Here is a 14,559-nt window from a genome sequence, read left to right as displayed (position 1 = left end):
GGTCAGGTCGTCAGCCTATTGCACGGGTGGCCCGTGCGACGGGCGTGTGCGCTTTCGCTGTGGACTACTTCTCCTGCGCGATGGTCGCGCTGGTGATCTCGGTCGCCACCTTCGGCGTCCCGGTGCCGTCGGAACCGGCGTCGTCGATGCCCTTCGAGGTGATCTCGGAGACCAGGTCGGACAGTCCGCTCGTGACCCGACCCACCACCGTGTACCCGCCGGTCGACGGGTCGAGCGTGGTGTCGTCGGTGACGATGAAGAACTGCGTGGTCTGGGACGAGGGCGACGAACCGCGTGCGATCGCGATCGTGCCCTTCGCGTACCGGCCGTCACTCGGCACGTTCTCGAGCGGGCCGTACTCGAACCCGGCGTCGCCCGTGCCGTCGCCGTTGGCGGAACCGCACTGCAGGAAGTTGAAGTCGTCGCTGTCGGCGAGGCGGTGGCAGGACGTGCCCTCGTAGAAGTGCTTGCGGATGAGGTCGATCTCGACGCTCGCCGCCTGCGGGGCCTCGGCCCCGTCGAGCTCGATGCCGAGTTCGACGTCGTCGTTGAGGGTGAGCGTGCCGGTCCAGGTGGCACCCGCCGCGATGTCCTCGCTCGGCACGTCGCCGGTGTTCGCGGCGGTCGCGCTGGCGGACGGCGTGGGAGCGGCGGAGGAGCTGGCGCTGGCCGGGGCTGAGGCCCGGTCGTCGCCGTCGGTCGACGCGTGCACGAGTTGGGAACCGGTCGCGAGGGCGGCGACGAGGACGAGGGCAGCTGCCCCGATGACGTTGTCCCGGACCCGACGTCGACGCTGACGCTCGTGGAGGCCCTGCCTGGCCTGGTAGAGACGGAGTCGCTCGCGGGCTTCACGGCTCTGGTTCTTCGGTGCCACGGTGCTCTTCTGACCTCTCGTCGCGGTGTCGCCTGCGAGCGTAGCGGGTCACCCCTCGACCTCCGACCGGTGCCGTCCGGTGGCGACCACGTCGGTGCGGACGCCTACCATCGAGGCATGGCACCAGACCGCTCGGGGATGAACGCGCCGACGACCGGCGGGCGGACCGGGCTCGCGCAGGGATCGGTGCCCCTGGCCGTCCGGATGCGTCCGACCAGCCTCGACGAGGTCGCCGGGCAGCAGCACCTGCTCGGTCGCGGGTCGCCGCTGGTCCAGCTGGCGACGGGCACGCGCGAGAGCCCGGGTGGCGTGTCGGTGATCCTCTGGGGCCCGCCCGGCACCGGCAAGACGACCCTGGCCCAGGCGATCGCACGACAGTCCGGCCGTGAGTTCGTCGAACTGTCCGCGGTCACCGCCGGCGTCAAGGACGTGCGCGAGGTGATGGAGAAGGCCCTCGCCCACCGCGACCTCTACGGGTCGACGACGGTCCTGTTCCTCGACGAGATCCACCGCTTCAGCAAGGCCCAGCAGGACGCCCTGTTGCCCGGCGTCGAGAACGGCTGGGTCATCCTCATCGCCGCGACGACCGAGAACCCGTCGTTCTCGGTCATCTCCCCGCTGCTGTCCCGCTCGCTCCTCCTGACGCTCAAGCCGCTCACCGACGCCGATCTCGGCATGCTCGTCGACCGCGCGGTGGAGGACGCCCGCGGTCTCGGGGGCGGGGTCGTCCTCGGCGACGAGGCCCGCGCCGCGATCGTCCGGCTCGCCTCGGGGGACGCCCGACGGGCCCTCACCGCCCTCGAGGCGGCCGCCGCGTCGGCCGTCGCCGCGCAGGACGACGACGAGCGCGAGGACGGGACCGTCCCGGTCGTCGACGCCGAGACCGTCGCCGCCGCGGTCGACCGTGCGCTGCTCCGGTACGACCGGGCAGGGGACGAGCACTACGACGTCATCAGCGCGTTCATCAAGTCCGTCCGGGGGAGTGACGTCGACGCGGCGCTGCACTACCTGGCGCGGATGATCGAGGCAGGGGAGGACCCGCGCTTCATCGCCCGCCGGATCATCATCTCGGCGTCCGAGGACATCGGCATGGCGGACCCGCAGGCACTGCCGATCGCGGTGGCCGCCGCCCAGGCCGTGCAGTTGATCGGGATGCCCGAGGGGCGGATCCCGCTCGCCGAGGCCGTGGTGTACCTGGCGACGGCACCGAAGTCGAACGCGGCGTACAACGGCGTGAACCGGGCGATCGCCGACGTCAAGGCGGGGCGGATGGGCGTCGTCCCGAACCACCTGCGTGACGCGCACTACGCGGGCGCGAAGCGGTTGGGGCACGGCAAGGGGTACGTCTACTCCCACGACGCCGAGCACGGGGTCGCGACCCAGCAGTACCTGCCGGACGCCATCGACGGCACCGAGTACTACACGCCGACCGGGAACGGGTTCGAGCGGGAGATCGGGCCGCGTCTCGACCGACTGCGCGGCATCATCCGCGGCGACTGAGCGGGCGACGCACCGGGCCGGGAGGCTCCACAACCGCCTCCGTTGCTGCTATCGTTGATCCGCCTACGTCCTGGTCCTCGCGTGCGGCTGCGTCGAGGACACAGTGCTGGACACGTCAGATCGCTCAGCGGTCCGTCGGTCCGGCACGGGGGCAGAGGTTCGGACTGTAGCCGTCCGATCCCACAGGCTCATCCCTCTGGATCCCGTCACGGGGTCCGTCGGTGCGTGCGCGCTCCGAGACCCGTGACATCTTCAGTTCAGTACAGAGAAAAGGACCCTGTGTCTACCAAGTCACGCACCCGCAGCAAGACCCGTCTGTCCCGCGCGCTCGGCATCCCGCTGACGCCGAAGGCGGCCCGCTACCTCGAGAAGCGCCCCTACGGGCCCGGTGAGCACGGCCGTACGCGCCGTCGTGCGGACAGCGACTACGCCGTCCGCCTCCGTGAGAAGCAGCGTCTGCGCGCCCAGTACGGCATCCGCGAGAAGCAGCTCCGCATCGTCTTCGAAGAGGCCCGCAAGTCGGCCGGTCTGACCGGTGAGAACCTCGTCGAGCTCCTCGAGACCCGCCTGGACGCCCTCGTGCTCCGTGCCGGCTTCGCCCGCACGACCGCGCAGGCTCGCCAGCTGATCGTGCACCGTCACATCCTCGTCGACGGCAAGCTCGTCGACCGCCCCTCCTTCCGCGTCAAGGAGGGCCAGCTGATCCACGTCAAGCAGCGCTCCGAGTCGCTCGAGCCGTTCCAGGTCGCTGCTGCCGGTGGTCACCAGGAAGTCCTCCCGAAGGTCCCGGGCTACCTGGACGTCGAGATCGACAAGCTCCAGGCCCGCCTGGTCCGTCGCCCGAAGCGCGCCGAGGTCCCCGTGACCTGTGAAGTGCAGCTCGTCGTCGAGTACTACGCAGCCCGCTGATCCCAGCGCCTGTGTGAACGGCGGGTCGTCCTCCTCGGAGGGCGGCCCGCCGTTCTGCTTCCCGGGAGCAGGCGGGAGCAGGCGGGAGCAGGCGGGAGCGGAGACCGGACGGTCCCGAGGCCGGGCCCGTCGGGGCGCCGCGCTACGCTTGTCGGACGCGCGCTCCGGCGTGCGCGAGAGGGAGGCATCGTGAAGCAGCTGTTCTTCGTCGTCGTCGGCGTGGTCATCGGGTTCGTCGCCGCGCAGCGCGTCAGCCGGACACCGTCCGCCGCGCACCTCCTCGCTCAGGTCGACGCCCGGGCGAAGGCCTTCACGGGCGCGGTGGCCGAGGGGTACCGCTCGCGTGAAGCCGAGCTGCGCCCGACCGGCCACACCGCCGACGACTGACACTGTCCGGCGTCGCCAGACGCCGTGCCGGCCTCCGACCCGCCGCACCGCCCCCACCTGACTCGCCCCGAGCCTCCCGTCCCCGCCACACGCCCTACAGGAAGCACCATGCAGACCGCAGAGATCCGCCGCCGTTGGCTCCAGTTCTTCGGTGACCGCGGCCACACCGTCGTCCCGTCCGCGTCGCTCGTCTCGGACGACCCGTCGCTGCTGTTCACGGTGGCCGGCATGGTGCCGTTCATCCCGTACCTGACCGGACTCATCCCGGCGCCGTACCCCCGCGCCACGAGCGTGCAGAAGTGCATCCGCACGAACGACATCGAAGAGGTCGGCAAGACCCCGCGGCACGGCACGTTCTTCCAGATGAACGGGAACTTCTCGTTCGGGGACTACTTCAAGGAGCAGGCGATCCAGTACGCCTGGGAGTTCCTGACGAACCCGGAGTCCGACGGCGGGCTCGGCTTCTCGGCGGACGACCTCTGGGTCACCGTCTACGAAGAGGATGACGAGGCGATCGCGTTCTGGAAGCGCCACTCCACGCTGCCCGACGACCGCATCCAGCGCCTCGGCAAGGACACGAACTACTGGTCGACCGGCCAGCCCGGTCCCGCCGGCCCCTGCTCCGAGATCTTCTTCGACCGCGGCCCCGAGTACGGCGTCGACGGCGGTCCTGCGACGGACGACGACCGCTACGTCGAGATCTGGAACCTCGTCTTCATGCAGTACCAGATCGCCGACGTGCGGTCCAAGTACGACTTCGAGATCACCGGCGAGCTGCCGAACAAGAACATCGACACCGGTATGGGGCTCGAGCGCGTCGCCTTCATCAAGCAGGGCGTCGACAACATGTACGAGATCGACCAGGTCCGTCCGGTGCTCGACATGGCCGCAGAGGTCTCCGGACGGCGCTACGGTGCCGACCACGAGGACGACGTCCGGATGCGCATCGTCGCCGACCACGTGCGCTCGGCGCTCATGCTCATCACCGACGGTGTCTCGCCGTCGAACGAAGGCCGCGGCTACATCCTCCGTCGGCTGCTCCGCCGCACGGTGCGTGCGATGCGCCTGCTCGGCGTCGAGGGTGCGACCTTCCCGCAGCTCTTCCCGGCGTCCCGCGACGCCATGCGCGACGCCTACCCGGAGGTCGGCGAGCAGTACGACCGCATCGCCCGCATCGCCTACGCGGAGGAGGAGACCTTCCTCCGCACGCTCGCGCAGGGCACGACGATCCTCGACGTCGCGGTCGACCGCGCCAAGCAGGACGGCCGCCCGGCGATCGGCGGGGACACCGCGTTCCTGCTCCACGACACCTTCGGGTTCCCCATCGACCTGACCATGGAGATGGCGGAGGAGGCCGGCGTCCACGTCGACCGCTCCGCCTTCGAGACGCTCATGTCGGAGCAGCGTGCCCGGGCGAAGGCGGACGCGAAGAGCAAGAAGACCGCGCTCGCGGACCTCAGCGTCTACAGTGCCTTCCGCGCTGCGGGTGAGACCGTGTTCCTCGGCTACGACGCCCTCCAGGCCGAGAGCCGCGTGCTCGGCCTCATCGTCGACGGGCGGAGCGTGGACCGCGCGGTCGTCGGCGACATCGCCGAGGTGATCCTGAGCGAGACCTCGCTGTACGCCGAGTCCGGTGGGCAGGACGCCGACCAGGGCTCGATCGTCGGCAACGGGTTCGACCTCGAGGTCCTCGACGTCCAGCGTCCGGTCTCCGGCCTGTGGAGTCACACCGTGCAGGTGCGTTCGGGCGAGGTCGGCGTGGGCGACCCCGCCACCACGGTCGTGGACGCCGAGTACCGCCGCGGCGCCACGCAGGCACACTCCGCGACGCACCTCGTAAACGCGGCGCTCCGGGACGTCCTCGGACCGGAGGCGCTCCAGGCCGGGTCGTACAACAAGGCCGGCTACATGCGCCTGGACTTCTCCTGGAGCCAGCCGGTGTCGCTCGAGACCCGCTCCGAGATCGAGGAGGTCGTGAACACGGCGATCCGTTCCGACCTCGAGGTGTCCACGCGCATCCTGCCGATCGACGAGGCGAAGGCGCTCGGCGCGCAGGCGCTGTTCGGCGAGAAGTACGGCGCCGAGGTCCGCATGGTCGACATCGGCGGTCCGTGGTCCCGTGAACTCTGCGGTGGCATCCACGTCGCCTCGAGCGCGCAGGTCGGCCTCGTCAACCTCGTCGGAGAGGCGAGCGTCGGATCGACGAACCGCCGCGTCGAGGCGCTCGTCGGACTCGAGGGGTTCCGGGAGCTCGCAGTGGAGCGGACGATCGTCTCGCAGTTGTCGAGCGCGCTCAAGGCACAGCGTGACGACCTCCCGGGACGCGTGCAGACCCTGCTCGAGGACCTCAAGACCGCCCAGAAGCGGATCGCCGAGTTCGAGTCCGCGAACCTGCAGCAGCGGGTCCCGTCGATCGCCCGCACCGCCGAGCGGGTCGGCACCGTCTCGGTCGTGGCGCAGGTGGTCGAGGGGCTGTCGTCCGGTGACGACCTCCGCTCCCTCGCGACCGGTGTCCGGGGCCAGCTCGGTTCCGACGCTGCCCTCGTGGTCCTCGGTGCCGTCGTCGGAGGCAAGCCCGTCGTCATCGTCGCCACGAACGACGCGGCTCGTGCCGCCGGCGTGCAGGCCGGTCCGCTCGCCAAGGAGGCCGCCGGCGTGCTCGGCGGTGGCGGTGGCGGCAAGCCGGACCTCGCGCAGGGTGGTGGGACGGATGCTTCGGCACTCCCGGCGGCCCTCCGTGCGGTGACCGACCGCATCGCGGCCTGATCGTGGCGATCCGGTCCGGGCGACGGCTCGGCGTCGACGTCGGTCGCGCCCGGATCGGCGTCGCGGTGTGTGACCGGGACGGTCTCCTCGCGACGCCGGTGGAGACGGTCCGGCGGGACGACTCGTCGGACCTCCGCCGGATCCTGGCGATCGCCGATGAGTACGACGTGCTCGAGGTCGTCGTCGGTCTGCCGCTGTCGATGTCCGGTGCCGAGACCGCATCGACCGCCGATGCGCGGGACTTCGCGGCCCGCATCGCGGCGCACCGACCGGTCCGGCTCGTGGACGAACGGCTCTCCACCGTCACCGCCCAGCGGGGCCTGCACCAGGCCGGCAAGAACACGAAGAAGTCCCGCGCCGTGATCGACCAAGCGGCCGCTGTTATCATTCTGCAACATGCGCTCGACCACGAGCGCTCATCCGGCGCCCCGCCTGGGGCCGAGCTCCCCTGACCGGCTGCCCTCCCGACGTCGCCACCGCGGCCCGGAGCCGCGTGGAGTTCCCGACCGAGAGACCGAGGACCGTTGGCAGACGATCTGGACTGGAACGCGATCATCGCGACCGGCAACGACGCCGAGCGCGCTGAGCGCGGCGGTACCCCGACGGACGGCACCGGCCAGGGCAGCGCGCAGGCGCCGCTCTCGCGCCGAGCCGCCCGAGCGGCACGAGAACGGCAGGCGGCCGCGGCGCCGGGGAGGGCCGACCTCCCGTCCGAGGACCGGGCAGACGGGCCCGGGAGGCCCGGTCCCCGACCGAGCGTCGGCACCGCTCCGGCAGCCGGTGACGTGGACCCCGACGTGCACGCCCTCCTCGGCGGCACGCTCCACAGCGGTCCCGTCCCCGCTCCCGGCGCCGGGCGTGGCGCCGATGACCACCCCGACCGCGGTGAGCGGGGCCGTGCAGAGGACGGCACCGCGCCGGTCCGCCGCCGCGGCACGTGGCAGGGCGTCGGAACGGCGGACGACGGCCGGACGACCGACCGGACCGGCGCGGACGTGGCCGGTGCCGCTGCCACCGCCGGTGGTGCCGGCGGACCCGGTGACGACGACGGTCCCGGCGGGCCGGACGGTGGCCGCGGCGGGGACGACGGTGGCCAACGCCGCGGACGTGGCGGAGCCTCCCGTCCGGCACGCGGCGAGCGACCGCCGCGCCGCAAGGGCCCGCTCATCGCGGGGATCGTCATCGTCGCGCTCGTCCTCGCCGCGGCCGGGGGTGCGTACGCGTTCGCCGCGCCCAAGGTGCAGGCGCTCGTCAGTGCGTTCTCCGGGTCGCAGGAGACCGACGACTACACCGGTGACGGCACCTCGAAGGTGACCATCACGATCAAGGACGGCGACATCGGCGAGGACGTCGCGGCGACGCTGAAGCGCAGCGGGGTCGTGAAGACCTCGAGCGCGTTCTACGAGCTGCTCCTGGCGTCCCCGGAGATCCAGTTCCAGCCCGGGTCCTACGCGCTGAAGAAGAAGATGAGCTCGAAGGCCGCGCTCTCGGCGTTGCAGGACAAGGCCAACCGCGTCGAGGACCCGTCCATCGTCATCCCGGAGGGCACGGCCCTGCAGGACATCGAGGCGGGCATGGTGTCGAAGGCCGGGTTGAGCAAGGACGAGGTCGCCGCGGCGGCGAAGGACGTCTCGGCGTACGGTCTGCCGCCCGGCGTCACGACCCTCGAGGGCTGGCTGTTCCCCGCCACGTACCCCATCAAGCCCGACTGGACGGCGAAGCAGTACTTCCAGGCCATGGTCGACACGATGAAGGAGCGGCTCGCCAGGGCGGGCGTCGCCGAGGCCGACCAGGAGCGCGTCGTCGTGTTCGCCTCGCTCGTCCAGAAGGAAGCCGGTCTCGCGGCCGACTACCCGAAGGTGGCGCGGGTGTTCCAGAACCGGCTCGACGACGGCATGCGGCTGCAGTCCGACGCCACGGTGGCCTACGGCACGGGGAACACCCACACCGTGACGACGACCGACGCCGAGCGGGCCGACGCGTCGAACGAGTACAACACCTACCAGCACGAGGGCCTGCCGCCGGCGCCGATCTCGAACCCCGGCGAGGTCGCGATCAACGCGGTCGTGAACCAGGCGTCGGGCAACTGGCTGTACTTCGTGACGGTCGACCTCGACAGCGGCGAGACGGTGTTCTCGGACACGTACGACCAGCACCTCGTCGCGGTCGAGCGGTTCCGGGCCTGGTTGCGGGCGCACCCGGAGTACCAGTAACGCAGACAGGACGACGGTCCGTGGCGACTGACGGCCGGGCACCCGCCCGGCCGTCATGCGCACGCCGCACGGCTCCACGCTGTGGGAGGATGACGTCATGCTTCGTTGGTTGACCGCTGGAGAGTCCCACGGACCCGAACTCATCGCCATGATGGAAGGCCTCCCGGCCGGCGTCCCGGTGTCGTACGAGTCCATCCGCGCCGACCTCGCGCGCCGCAAGCTCGGCTACGGCCGTGGTTCGCGCATGAAGTTCGAGCAGGACGAACTGCACCTCTCCGGTGGCGTTCGGCACGGGTTCTCGATGGGGAGCCCGATCGCGATCCGCATCGGCAACACCGAGTGGCCGAAGTGGGTCGAGGTGATGAACCCGGAGCCGGTCGAGCAGACCGATGCCTCGCGTGGCCGTGGCGCCCCGCTGACGCGTCCACGCCCCGGGCACGCCGACCTCGTCGGCATGCAGAAGTACGGTTTCGACGAGGCCCGACCGATCCTCGAGCGCGCCTCAGCCCGAGAGACCGCCGCCCGCGTCGCGCTCGGCGCCGTGGCGAAGTCCTTCCTCGCGGAACTCGGCATGACCTCGGTGGCGCACACCCTGCAGGTCGGTACGGTCCGGGTGCCCGAGGACGCCGCACTGCCGGTCCCGGCGGACGTCGACCGTCTCGACGACGACCAGCTCCGCTGCTTCGACGCCGACACCTCCGCCCGGATGGTGACCGAGGTGGAGGCCGCCAAGAAGGACGGCGACACGCTCGGCGGCGTCGTCGAGGTCCTGTTCTACGGCGTCCCGCCGGGCCTCGGCTCGCACGTGCAGTGGGACCGTCGACTCGACGCGCGACTCGCGGCGGCGATCATGGGCATCCAGGCGATCAAGGGCGTCGAGGTCGGCGACGGCTTCGCGACCGCTGCTCGTCGCGGGTCCGCCGCACACGACGAACTCCAGCGCGCCGACGGTGAGATCGTCCGCACCACCGACCGGGCCGGCGGCACCGAGGGCGGCATGTCCACCGGGACGGTGCTCCGTGTCCGGGCCGCGATGAAGCCGATCGCCACGGTCCCGCACGCGCTCCAGACCGTCGACGTCGCGACGGGTGAGGACGCCAGCGCGCACCACCAGCGATCTGACGTGTGCGCCGTGCCGGCCTCCGGCGTCGTCGCCGAGGCGATGGTCGCGCTGGTGTTGGCCGACGCCGTCCTCGAGAAGTTCGGCGGCGACAGCGTGGCCGAGACCAAGCGCAACCTCGAGGCCTACCTGGCGGCGATCCCGGAGACGCTCCGGACGCGGCGGACCGGGTCGGCCGCCCACGCGTCGGCCTGGTGACCGCGGCCGTCCTGGCACCCGTGGTCCTGATCGGACCGATGGGCGCGGGGAAGTCCAGTGTCGGCCGACGGGTCGCGAAGGCCCTCGGCGTGCCGTTCACCGACACCGACCGGGTGATCGCGCGTGAGCACGGCCCGATCCCGCAGCTGTTCGCCGAGCGGGGCGAGACCGTGTTCCGCGAGCTCGAGGCCGAGGCGGTCCGAGGCGCGGTCGAGGCTGGCGGTGTCGTCTCCCTCGGCGGGGGAGCGGTCATGCACGCGGCGACGCGCGCGGCGATCGCCGATGCGCGCGTCGTCCTGTTGACCGTCTCGGCCGAGGCGGTCGCACCGCGGATCCTCGGCAGCGACCGTCCGCTCATCGCCTCCGGCGGCATCGCGGCGTGGCAGTCGATCCTCGACGAGCGCGCGCCCACGTACGACCGGCTCGCCGACCTGGTGCTCGACACCTCCCGTCGTCCGATGTCCCGCGTGGCCGACGACGTCGTCGCGTGGGTCCGCCGCAGCGACCCGACCGACCGCCGGACCAGCAGCCCCACCACCTCCGACGAAGGAGCACCGTGACCGAGTCGACCCTGCCAGAGGGCACCACCGAGATCCGCGTCGGCGGCGAGGACGGCTACGTCGTCGCGGTCGGCAACGGCCTGCTCGGTGCCGTCCCCGCCGTCCTCGGACCGCGCGTCGCGAAGGTGCTCATCGTGCACGCCCCGACGCTCGGCGCCCGGGCTGAGGACCTGCGCCAGCTGCTCGTCGGTGCCGGGCTCGAGGCGCTCATCGCCGAGGTGCCCGACGCCGAGGCGGCGAAGCGGATCGAGGTCGCGTCGTTCTGCTGGCAGATCATGGGCCAGTCCGACTTCACCCGCACCGACGCGGTCATCGGCCTCGGCGGCGGTGCCGTCACCGACCTGGCGGGCTTCGTCGCCGCGACCTGGCTGCGGGGCGTGCCGTACGTGTCCATGCCGACGACCGTGCTCGGCATGGTCGATGCGAGCGTCGGTGGCAAGACCGGCATCAACACGAACGAGGGCAAGAACCTCGTCGGCGCGTTCTCGGCCCCGCGCGCCGTGGTCGCCGACCTCGACCTGCTCCGGACCCTGCCGCGGAACGAGGTCCTGGCCGGGTTCGCCGAGATCGTCAAGGCCGGCTTCATCGCCGTGCCCGAGATCCTCGACGTCATCGAGGCCGACGTCGACCGTGTGACCGACCCGACGACGCCGGAGTTCCGGCGCGTGGTGGAACTCGCGATCGAGCTCAAGGCACAGGTGGTGTCGGAGGACTTCACCGAGCAGGGCCGCCGCGCGGTCCTCAACTACGGGCACACGCTCGGCCACGCGATCGAGCACGCGGAGCGGTACCAGTGGCGGCACGGCGCGGCCGTCTCGGTCGGCATGGTGTTCGCCGCCGAGCTCGCGCGGTTGACCGGGCACCTGGACGACGCGACCGTCGACCGGCACCGCTCGATCCTGGACGCCCTGTCGCTCCCGACGACCTACCCGCTGGGACGATGGCAGAGCCTCCTCGCCACCATGCGCCGCGACAAGAAGGCGCGCGCCGGCATGCTCCGCTTCGTCATCCTCGACGGCGTCGGCAAGCCGGTGACGCTCGAGGGCCCCGAGGACCACCTGCTCTTCACCGCCTACCAGGAGGTCGGCGCCTGACGTCGGCGGGCAGCCCGGTGTACCCCGGTCGGCTCCAGGCCCACGGAGCAGACTGACGGGGTGCCGAACCCGCCCCGCCTCAGCGACTTCTCCAGCCAGCAGCGCCAGGGACCCGGGGGAGTCCGCAGTCGCGGGCGCCGCTTCGCCGAGGTGCTCGGGATCGCCCGACGTCACGGGCTGCTGCCGTTCCGCCGGCTCGACTTCACGCGGGACCCGGCGACCGCGGACCTCCGCCACGACCAGGCCGACCACCTGCGTCTGGCGCTCGAGGAGGCAGGCGGCGGATTCGTGAAGATGGGCCAGATCCTGTCGACGCGGGACGACCTGCTGCCGGACGAGTGGACGGAGCGCCTCGCCCAGCTGCAGGGGAGCGTCCGTCCGGCCGCAGCCGACGAGGTCGCCGCGCTGCTCGAGGCCGAACTCGGTGCGCCGGTCACCGAGGTGTTCGCCGCCTTCGACCCCGACACGGTCGCGGCCGCCTCGATCGCGCAGGTGCACCGAGCCCGCCTCGCCGACGGCACCTCGGTGGCTGTCAAGGTGCAGCGGCCGGGCATCGACGCAGCGGTCCGCCGGGACGTCGACATCGCCCTGCGGCTCGTGCGCTTCCTCACCCGGACGTCCGTGCAGGCCCGACAGCTCGGCGTCGTCGAGGTCGCCGAGCAGTACGGCGCCGACCTCGTCCGACAGGTCGACTTCTCCGCCGAGCTGCGGAACCTCGAGTCGCTGCGGGCCGCGCAGGCCCGGAGTGCCCGTCCGGACGAGGTCCGGTTCCCCGAGCCGTACCGGCACCTGTCGAGTCGCCGCGTGCTCGTGATGGAGTTCCTGGAGGGCGACACGCTCAGCGCGATCCGCGCCGAGCGCTCCGCCCGCGACCTCGACGAGCCGATGCGGACGATCCTCCGCGCGTTCCTCCGGCAGGTCGTGTTCGACGGCGTCTACCACGCCGACCTGCACCCGGGGAACGTGCTGGTCCTGCCCGACGGGCGGCCGGCGCTCATCGACTTCGGTTCGGTCGGGAGGCTCGACCCGGGTCTCCGGGACACGGTCCAGGAACTCCTCGCCGCCTACCTGCAGGACGACACCTCGCGCATCGCCGACGCGGTGCTCCGGATGGCGCCGGTGCGGGACCCGGAGGACGAGGCCGACTTCCGTCGGGACCTGGCACGGTTCGTCGCCGAGGAACTCGGCCCGGGTGCGCGGATCGGGGTCGAGACGGTGGACGACGCGGTCGAGGTGTTCGGCCGCTACCGGCTGCGTGCTCCGGCCGACTTCGTGGCGGCCGCTCGCGCGCTGGCGATCTTCGAGGGCACGCTCCGCACGCTCGCACCGTCGTTCGACCTGCTCGAGGAGTCGCGCGGCCTCGCGGCGGAGCAGATCCGGGACCAGCTCCGGCCCGCCGCGGTGCGGACCGTCCTCGTCCGCGAGCTCTTCGGGCTGGTGGCCTCGGCGCGGCGGCTGCCGCGCCGCATCGACAAGATCACCGAGGCGGTCGAGGCGGTCGAGGCGGGGCGGCTGTCGGTGAACGTCCGGCTGCTCAGCGACCGACGCGACCGGCAGGCCGTCTCCGGCATGGTCCGCCGGGTGTTGCTCGTGCTCCTGGGAGCCGGGGCGGGCCTTGTGGCCGTGGTCTACTTGGCCGCGCCGGCCCGACCGACGGCCGTGATCAGCACGCTCGTGGCCGGGGCGTTGCTCGGCGGCACCTGCGTGGTGCTGCTCACGTGGGCTGCCGTCGACGCGTGGTTGGCGCGCCGACGGCAGTAGGCCGGTCCGGTCCGGTCCCGGCACGCCGGGCCCCGTCCGCTACACTCGTCCGGGGCTCCACGAGCCTGGACACCTTCACAACACCATCGAACGGAAGACCCATGGCGAGTACCACTGACATCAAGAACGGCGCCGTTCTCATCATCGACGGGCAGCTCTGGTCGGTCGTCGAGTTCCAGCACGTGAAGCCGGGCAAGGGCGGCGCGTTCGTGCGCACCAAGCTCAAGCAGGTCGTCACCGGCAAGGTCGTCGACCGCACGTTCAACGCCGGCGCGAAGATCGAGACCGCCACGGTGGACCGTCGCGACTTCCAGTACCTCTACGAGGACGGCGACTCGTACGTGTTCATGGACCAGGACACCTACGACCAGGTCAACGTGCCCGCAGCGGTCGTCGGCGACGCGCGCAACTTCCTGCTCGAGTCCGCGCAGGTCACCATCGCGATGAACGAGGGCAACCCGCTCTACGTCGAGCTCCCGACCTCGATCGTCACGACGATCGAGACCGAGCCGGGCCTGCAGGGCGACCGCTCCTCCGGTGGCACGAAGCCGGCGACGATCGTCACGGGCTACCAGATCCAGGTCCCGCTCTTCCTCGAGTCCGGCACCAAGGTCAAGGTCGACACCCGCGACGGCAACTACCTCGGCCGCGTCAACGACTAGGCGCTGACCGTATGAGTGCTCGTTCGAAGGCCCGCAAGCGCGCCCTCGACATGCTGTACGTCGCGGAGGTGCGCGAGCTGCCGATCGCGGACGTCCTCGCGACCGAGACCGTCCGTCACCTCGACCAGCCGGAGCGCGCCTCCAGCTGGGACTACGCGCGGCAGATCGTGACCGGCGTCGACGAGGCCCGGTACGAGATCGACGGCGTCATCTCGGACCACGCGCAGGGCTGGACGATCGCCCGGATGCCGGTCCTCGACCGCTGCATCCTGCGGATGGGCGTGTGGGAGATCCGGTTCAACCCGGAGGTCCCCGACGCGGTGGCGATCGCGGAGGCCGTCGAGCTCGCGCAGTCGCTCTCCACCGACGACTCGGCGAGCTTCGTGAACGGCGTGCTCGGCGCCGTCGCGGGTGGCCGTGGACCGTCCGGTCGGATTGTCGCGGAGGACCAGGAGTCCCGCTAGGCTCGAACGCAACCAGCATCCTTTGATGCCGTCCAGTGAGGCGGGGGTCGT

General features: G+C 71.6%; 13 protein-coding genes. 12 read left to right on the top strand and 1 reads right to left on the bottom strand.

What is annotated here, in order from left to right; all coding sequences use genetic code 11:
* Positions 1 to 64: 64 nt before the first annotated feature.
* Positions 65 to 874, bottom strand: a complete 810-nt coding sequence (locus DEJ18_RS08375) for a peptidylprolyl isomerase (protein WP_111210743.1) — start codon at positions 872 to 874, stop codon at positions 65 to 67.
* Positions 875 to 991: 117 nt separating this feature from the next.
* On the opposite strand from DEJ18_RS08375, the gene DEJ18_RS08370 reads away from it, so the two are divergent.
* The 12 genes from DEJ18_RS08370 (at position 992) to nusB (ending at position 14,508) form a co-directional block, all read left to right on the top strand.
* On the top strand, positions 992 to 2,374 hold the full coding sequence (locus tag DEJ18_RS08370; RefSeq protein WP_502866237.1) for a replication-associated recombination protein A: 1,383 nt from the start codon (positions 992 to 994) through the stop codon (positions 2,372 to 2,374).
* Positions 2,375 to 2,653: 279 nt separating this feature from the next.
* On the top strand, positions 2,654 to 3,283 hold the full coding sequence (gene rpsD / locus DEJ18_RS08365) for a 30S ribosomal protein S4 (RefSeq protein WP_110825077.1): 630 nt from the start codon (positions 2,654 to 2,656) through the stop codon (positions 3,281 to 3,283).
* A gap of 189 nt (positions 3,284 to 3,472) precedes the next feature.
* A complete protein-coding gene (locus tag DEJ18_RS08360; RefSeq protein ID WP_111081688.1) occupies positions 3,473 to 3,670 on the top strand; it encodes a hypothetical protein in 198 nt (65 codons plus the stop codon).
* 108 nt (positions 3,671 to 3,778) lie between these two features.
* A complete protein-coding gene (gene alaS, locus DEJ18_RS08355; protein ID WP_111210741.1) occupies positions 3,779 to 6,436 on the top strand; it encodes an alanine--tRNA ligase in 2,658 nt (885 codons plus the stop codon).
* Positions 6,436 to 6,888 (top strand): Holliday junction resolvase RuvX, encoded by a 453-nt coding sequence (ruvX, locus tag DEJ18_RS08350; RefSeq protein ID WP_111080709.1) that lies wholly within the window; start codon positions 6,436 to 6,438, stop codon positions 6,886 to 6,888. The genes alaS and ruvX overlap by 1 nt, the downstream gene beginning before the upstream one ends.
* A gap of 72 nt (positions 6,889 to 6,960) precedes the next feature.
* Positions 6,961 to 8,649, top strand: coding sequence for an endolytic transglycosylase MltG (gene mltG, locus DEJ18_RS08345; RefSeq protein ID WP_111210740.1), 1,689 nt, complete (start codon positions 6,961 to 6,963; stop codon positions 8,647 to 8,649).
* Positions 8,650 to 8,746: 97 nt separating this feature from the next.
* Positions 8,747 to 9,967, top strand: coding sequence for a chorismate synthase (aroC, locus tag DEJ18_RS08340; protein ID WP_111210848.1), 1,221 nt, complete (start codon positions 8,747 to 8,749; stop codon positions 9,965 to 9,967).
* Between the two features lie 38 nt (positions 9,968 to 10,005).
* Positions 10,006 to 10,527, top strand: coding sequence for a shikimate kinase (locus tag DEJ18_RS08335; protein WP_111080869.1), 522 nt, complete (start codon positions 10,006 to 10,008; stop codon positions 10,525 to 10,527).
* Entirely contained in the window at positions 10,524 to 11,621 is a 1,098-nt protein-coding gene (aroB, locus tag DEJ18_RS08330) for a 3-dehydroquinate synthase (RefSeq protein WP_502866236.1), read from the top strand. The genes DEJ18_RS08335 and aroB overlap by 4 nt, the downstream gene beginning before the upstream one ends.
* A 60-nt stretch (positions 11,622 to 11,681) precedes the next feature.
* A complete protein-coding gene (locus DEJ18_RS08325) occupies positions 11,682 to 13,382 on the top strand; it encodes an ABC1 kinase family protein (protein WP_111210739.1) in 1,701 nt (566 codons plus the stop codon).
* 101 nt (positions 13,383 to 13,483) lie between these two features.
* The gene (gene efp, locus DEJ18_RS08320) at positions 13,484 to 14,044 is read left to right on the top strand and encodes an elongation factor P (protein WP_111080712.1); all 561 of its coding nucleotides are present in this window, start codon (positions 13,484 to 13,486) and stop codon (positions 14,042 to 14,044) included.
* A gap of 11 nt (positions 14,045 to 14,055) precedes the next feature.
* Positions 14,056 to 14,508 (top strand): transcription antitermination factor NusB, encoded by a 453-nt coding sequence (gene nusB, locus DEJ18_RS08315; protein ID WP_111210738.1) that lies wholly within the window; start codon positions 14,056 to 14,058, stop codon positions 14,506 to 14,508.
* The last annotated feature ends 51 nt before the right edge of the window (positions 14,509 to 14,559 follow it).

The organism is Curtobacterium sp. MCSS17_015 (assembly GCF_003234265.2).
Taxonomy (GTDB): Bacteria; Actinomycetota; Actinomycetes; order Actinomycetales; family Microbacteriaceae; genus Curtobacterium.
Note: the sequence above shows the minus strand (reverse complement) of the source record. Positions and strands in the feature narration are given on the sequence as shown.

What these genes read in the sequence shown, in the direction of transcription:
- DEJ18_RS08370 (WP_502866237.1), top strand. Translation starts at nt 992, where the DNA reads ATGGCACCAGACCGCTCGGGGATGAACGCGCCGACGACCGGCGGGCGG.
- alaS (WP_111210741.1), top strand. Translation starts at nt 3,779, where the DNA reads ATGCAGACCGCAGAGATCCGCCGCCGTTGGCTCCAGTTCTTCGGTGAC.
- aroC (WP_111210848.1), top strand. Translation starts at nt 8,747, where the DNA reads ATGCTTCGTTGGTTGACCGCTGGAGAGTCCCACGGACCCGAACTCATC.
- DEJ18_RS08335 (WP_111080869.1), top strand. Translation starts at nt 10,006, where the DNA reads ATGGGCGCGGGGAAGTCCAGTGTCGGCCGACGGGTCGCGAAGGCCCTC.
- efp (WP_111080712.1), top strand. Translation starts at nt 13,484, where the DNA reads ATGGCGAGTACCACTGACATCAAGAACGGCGCCGTTCTCATCATCGAC.
- nusB (WP_111210738.1), top strand. Translation starts at nt 14,056, where the DNA reads ATGAGTGCTCGTTCGAAGGCCCGCAAGCGCGCCCTCGACATGCTGTAC.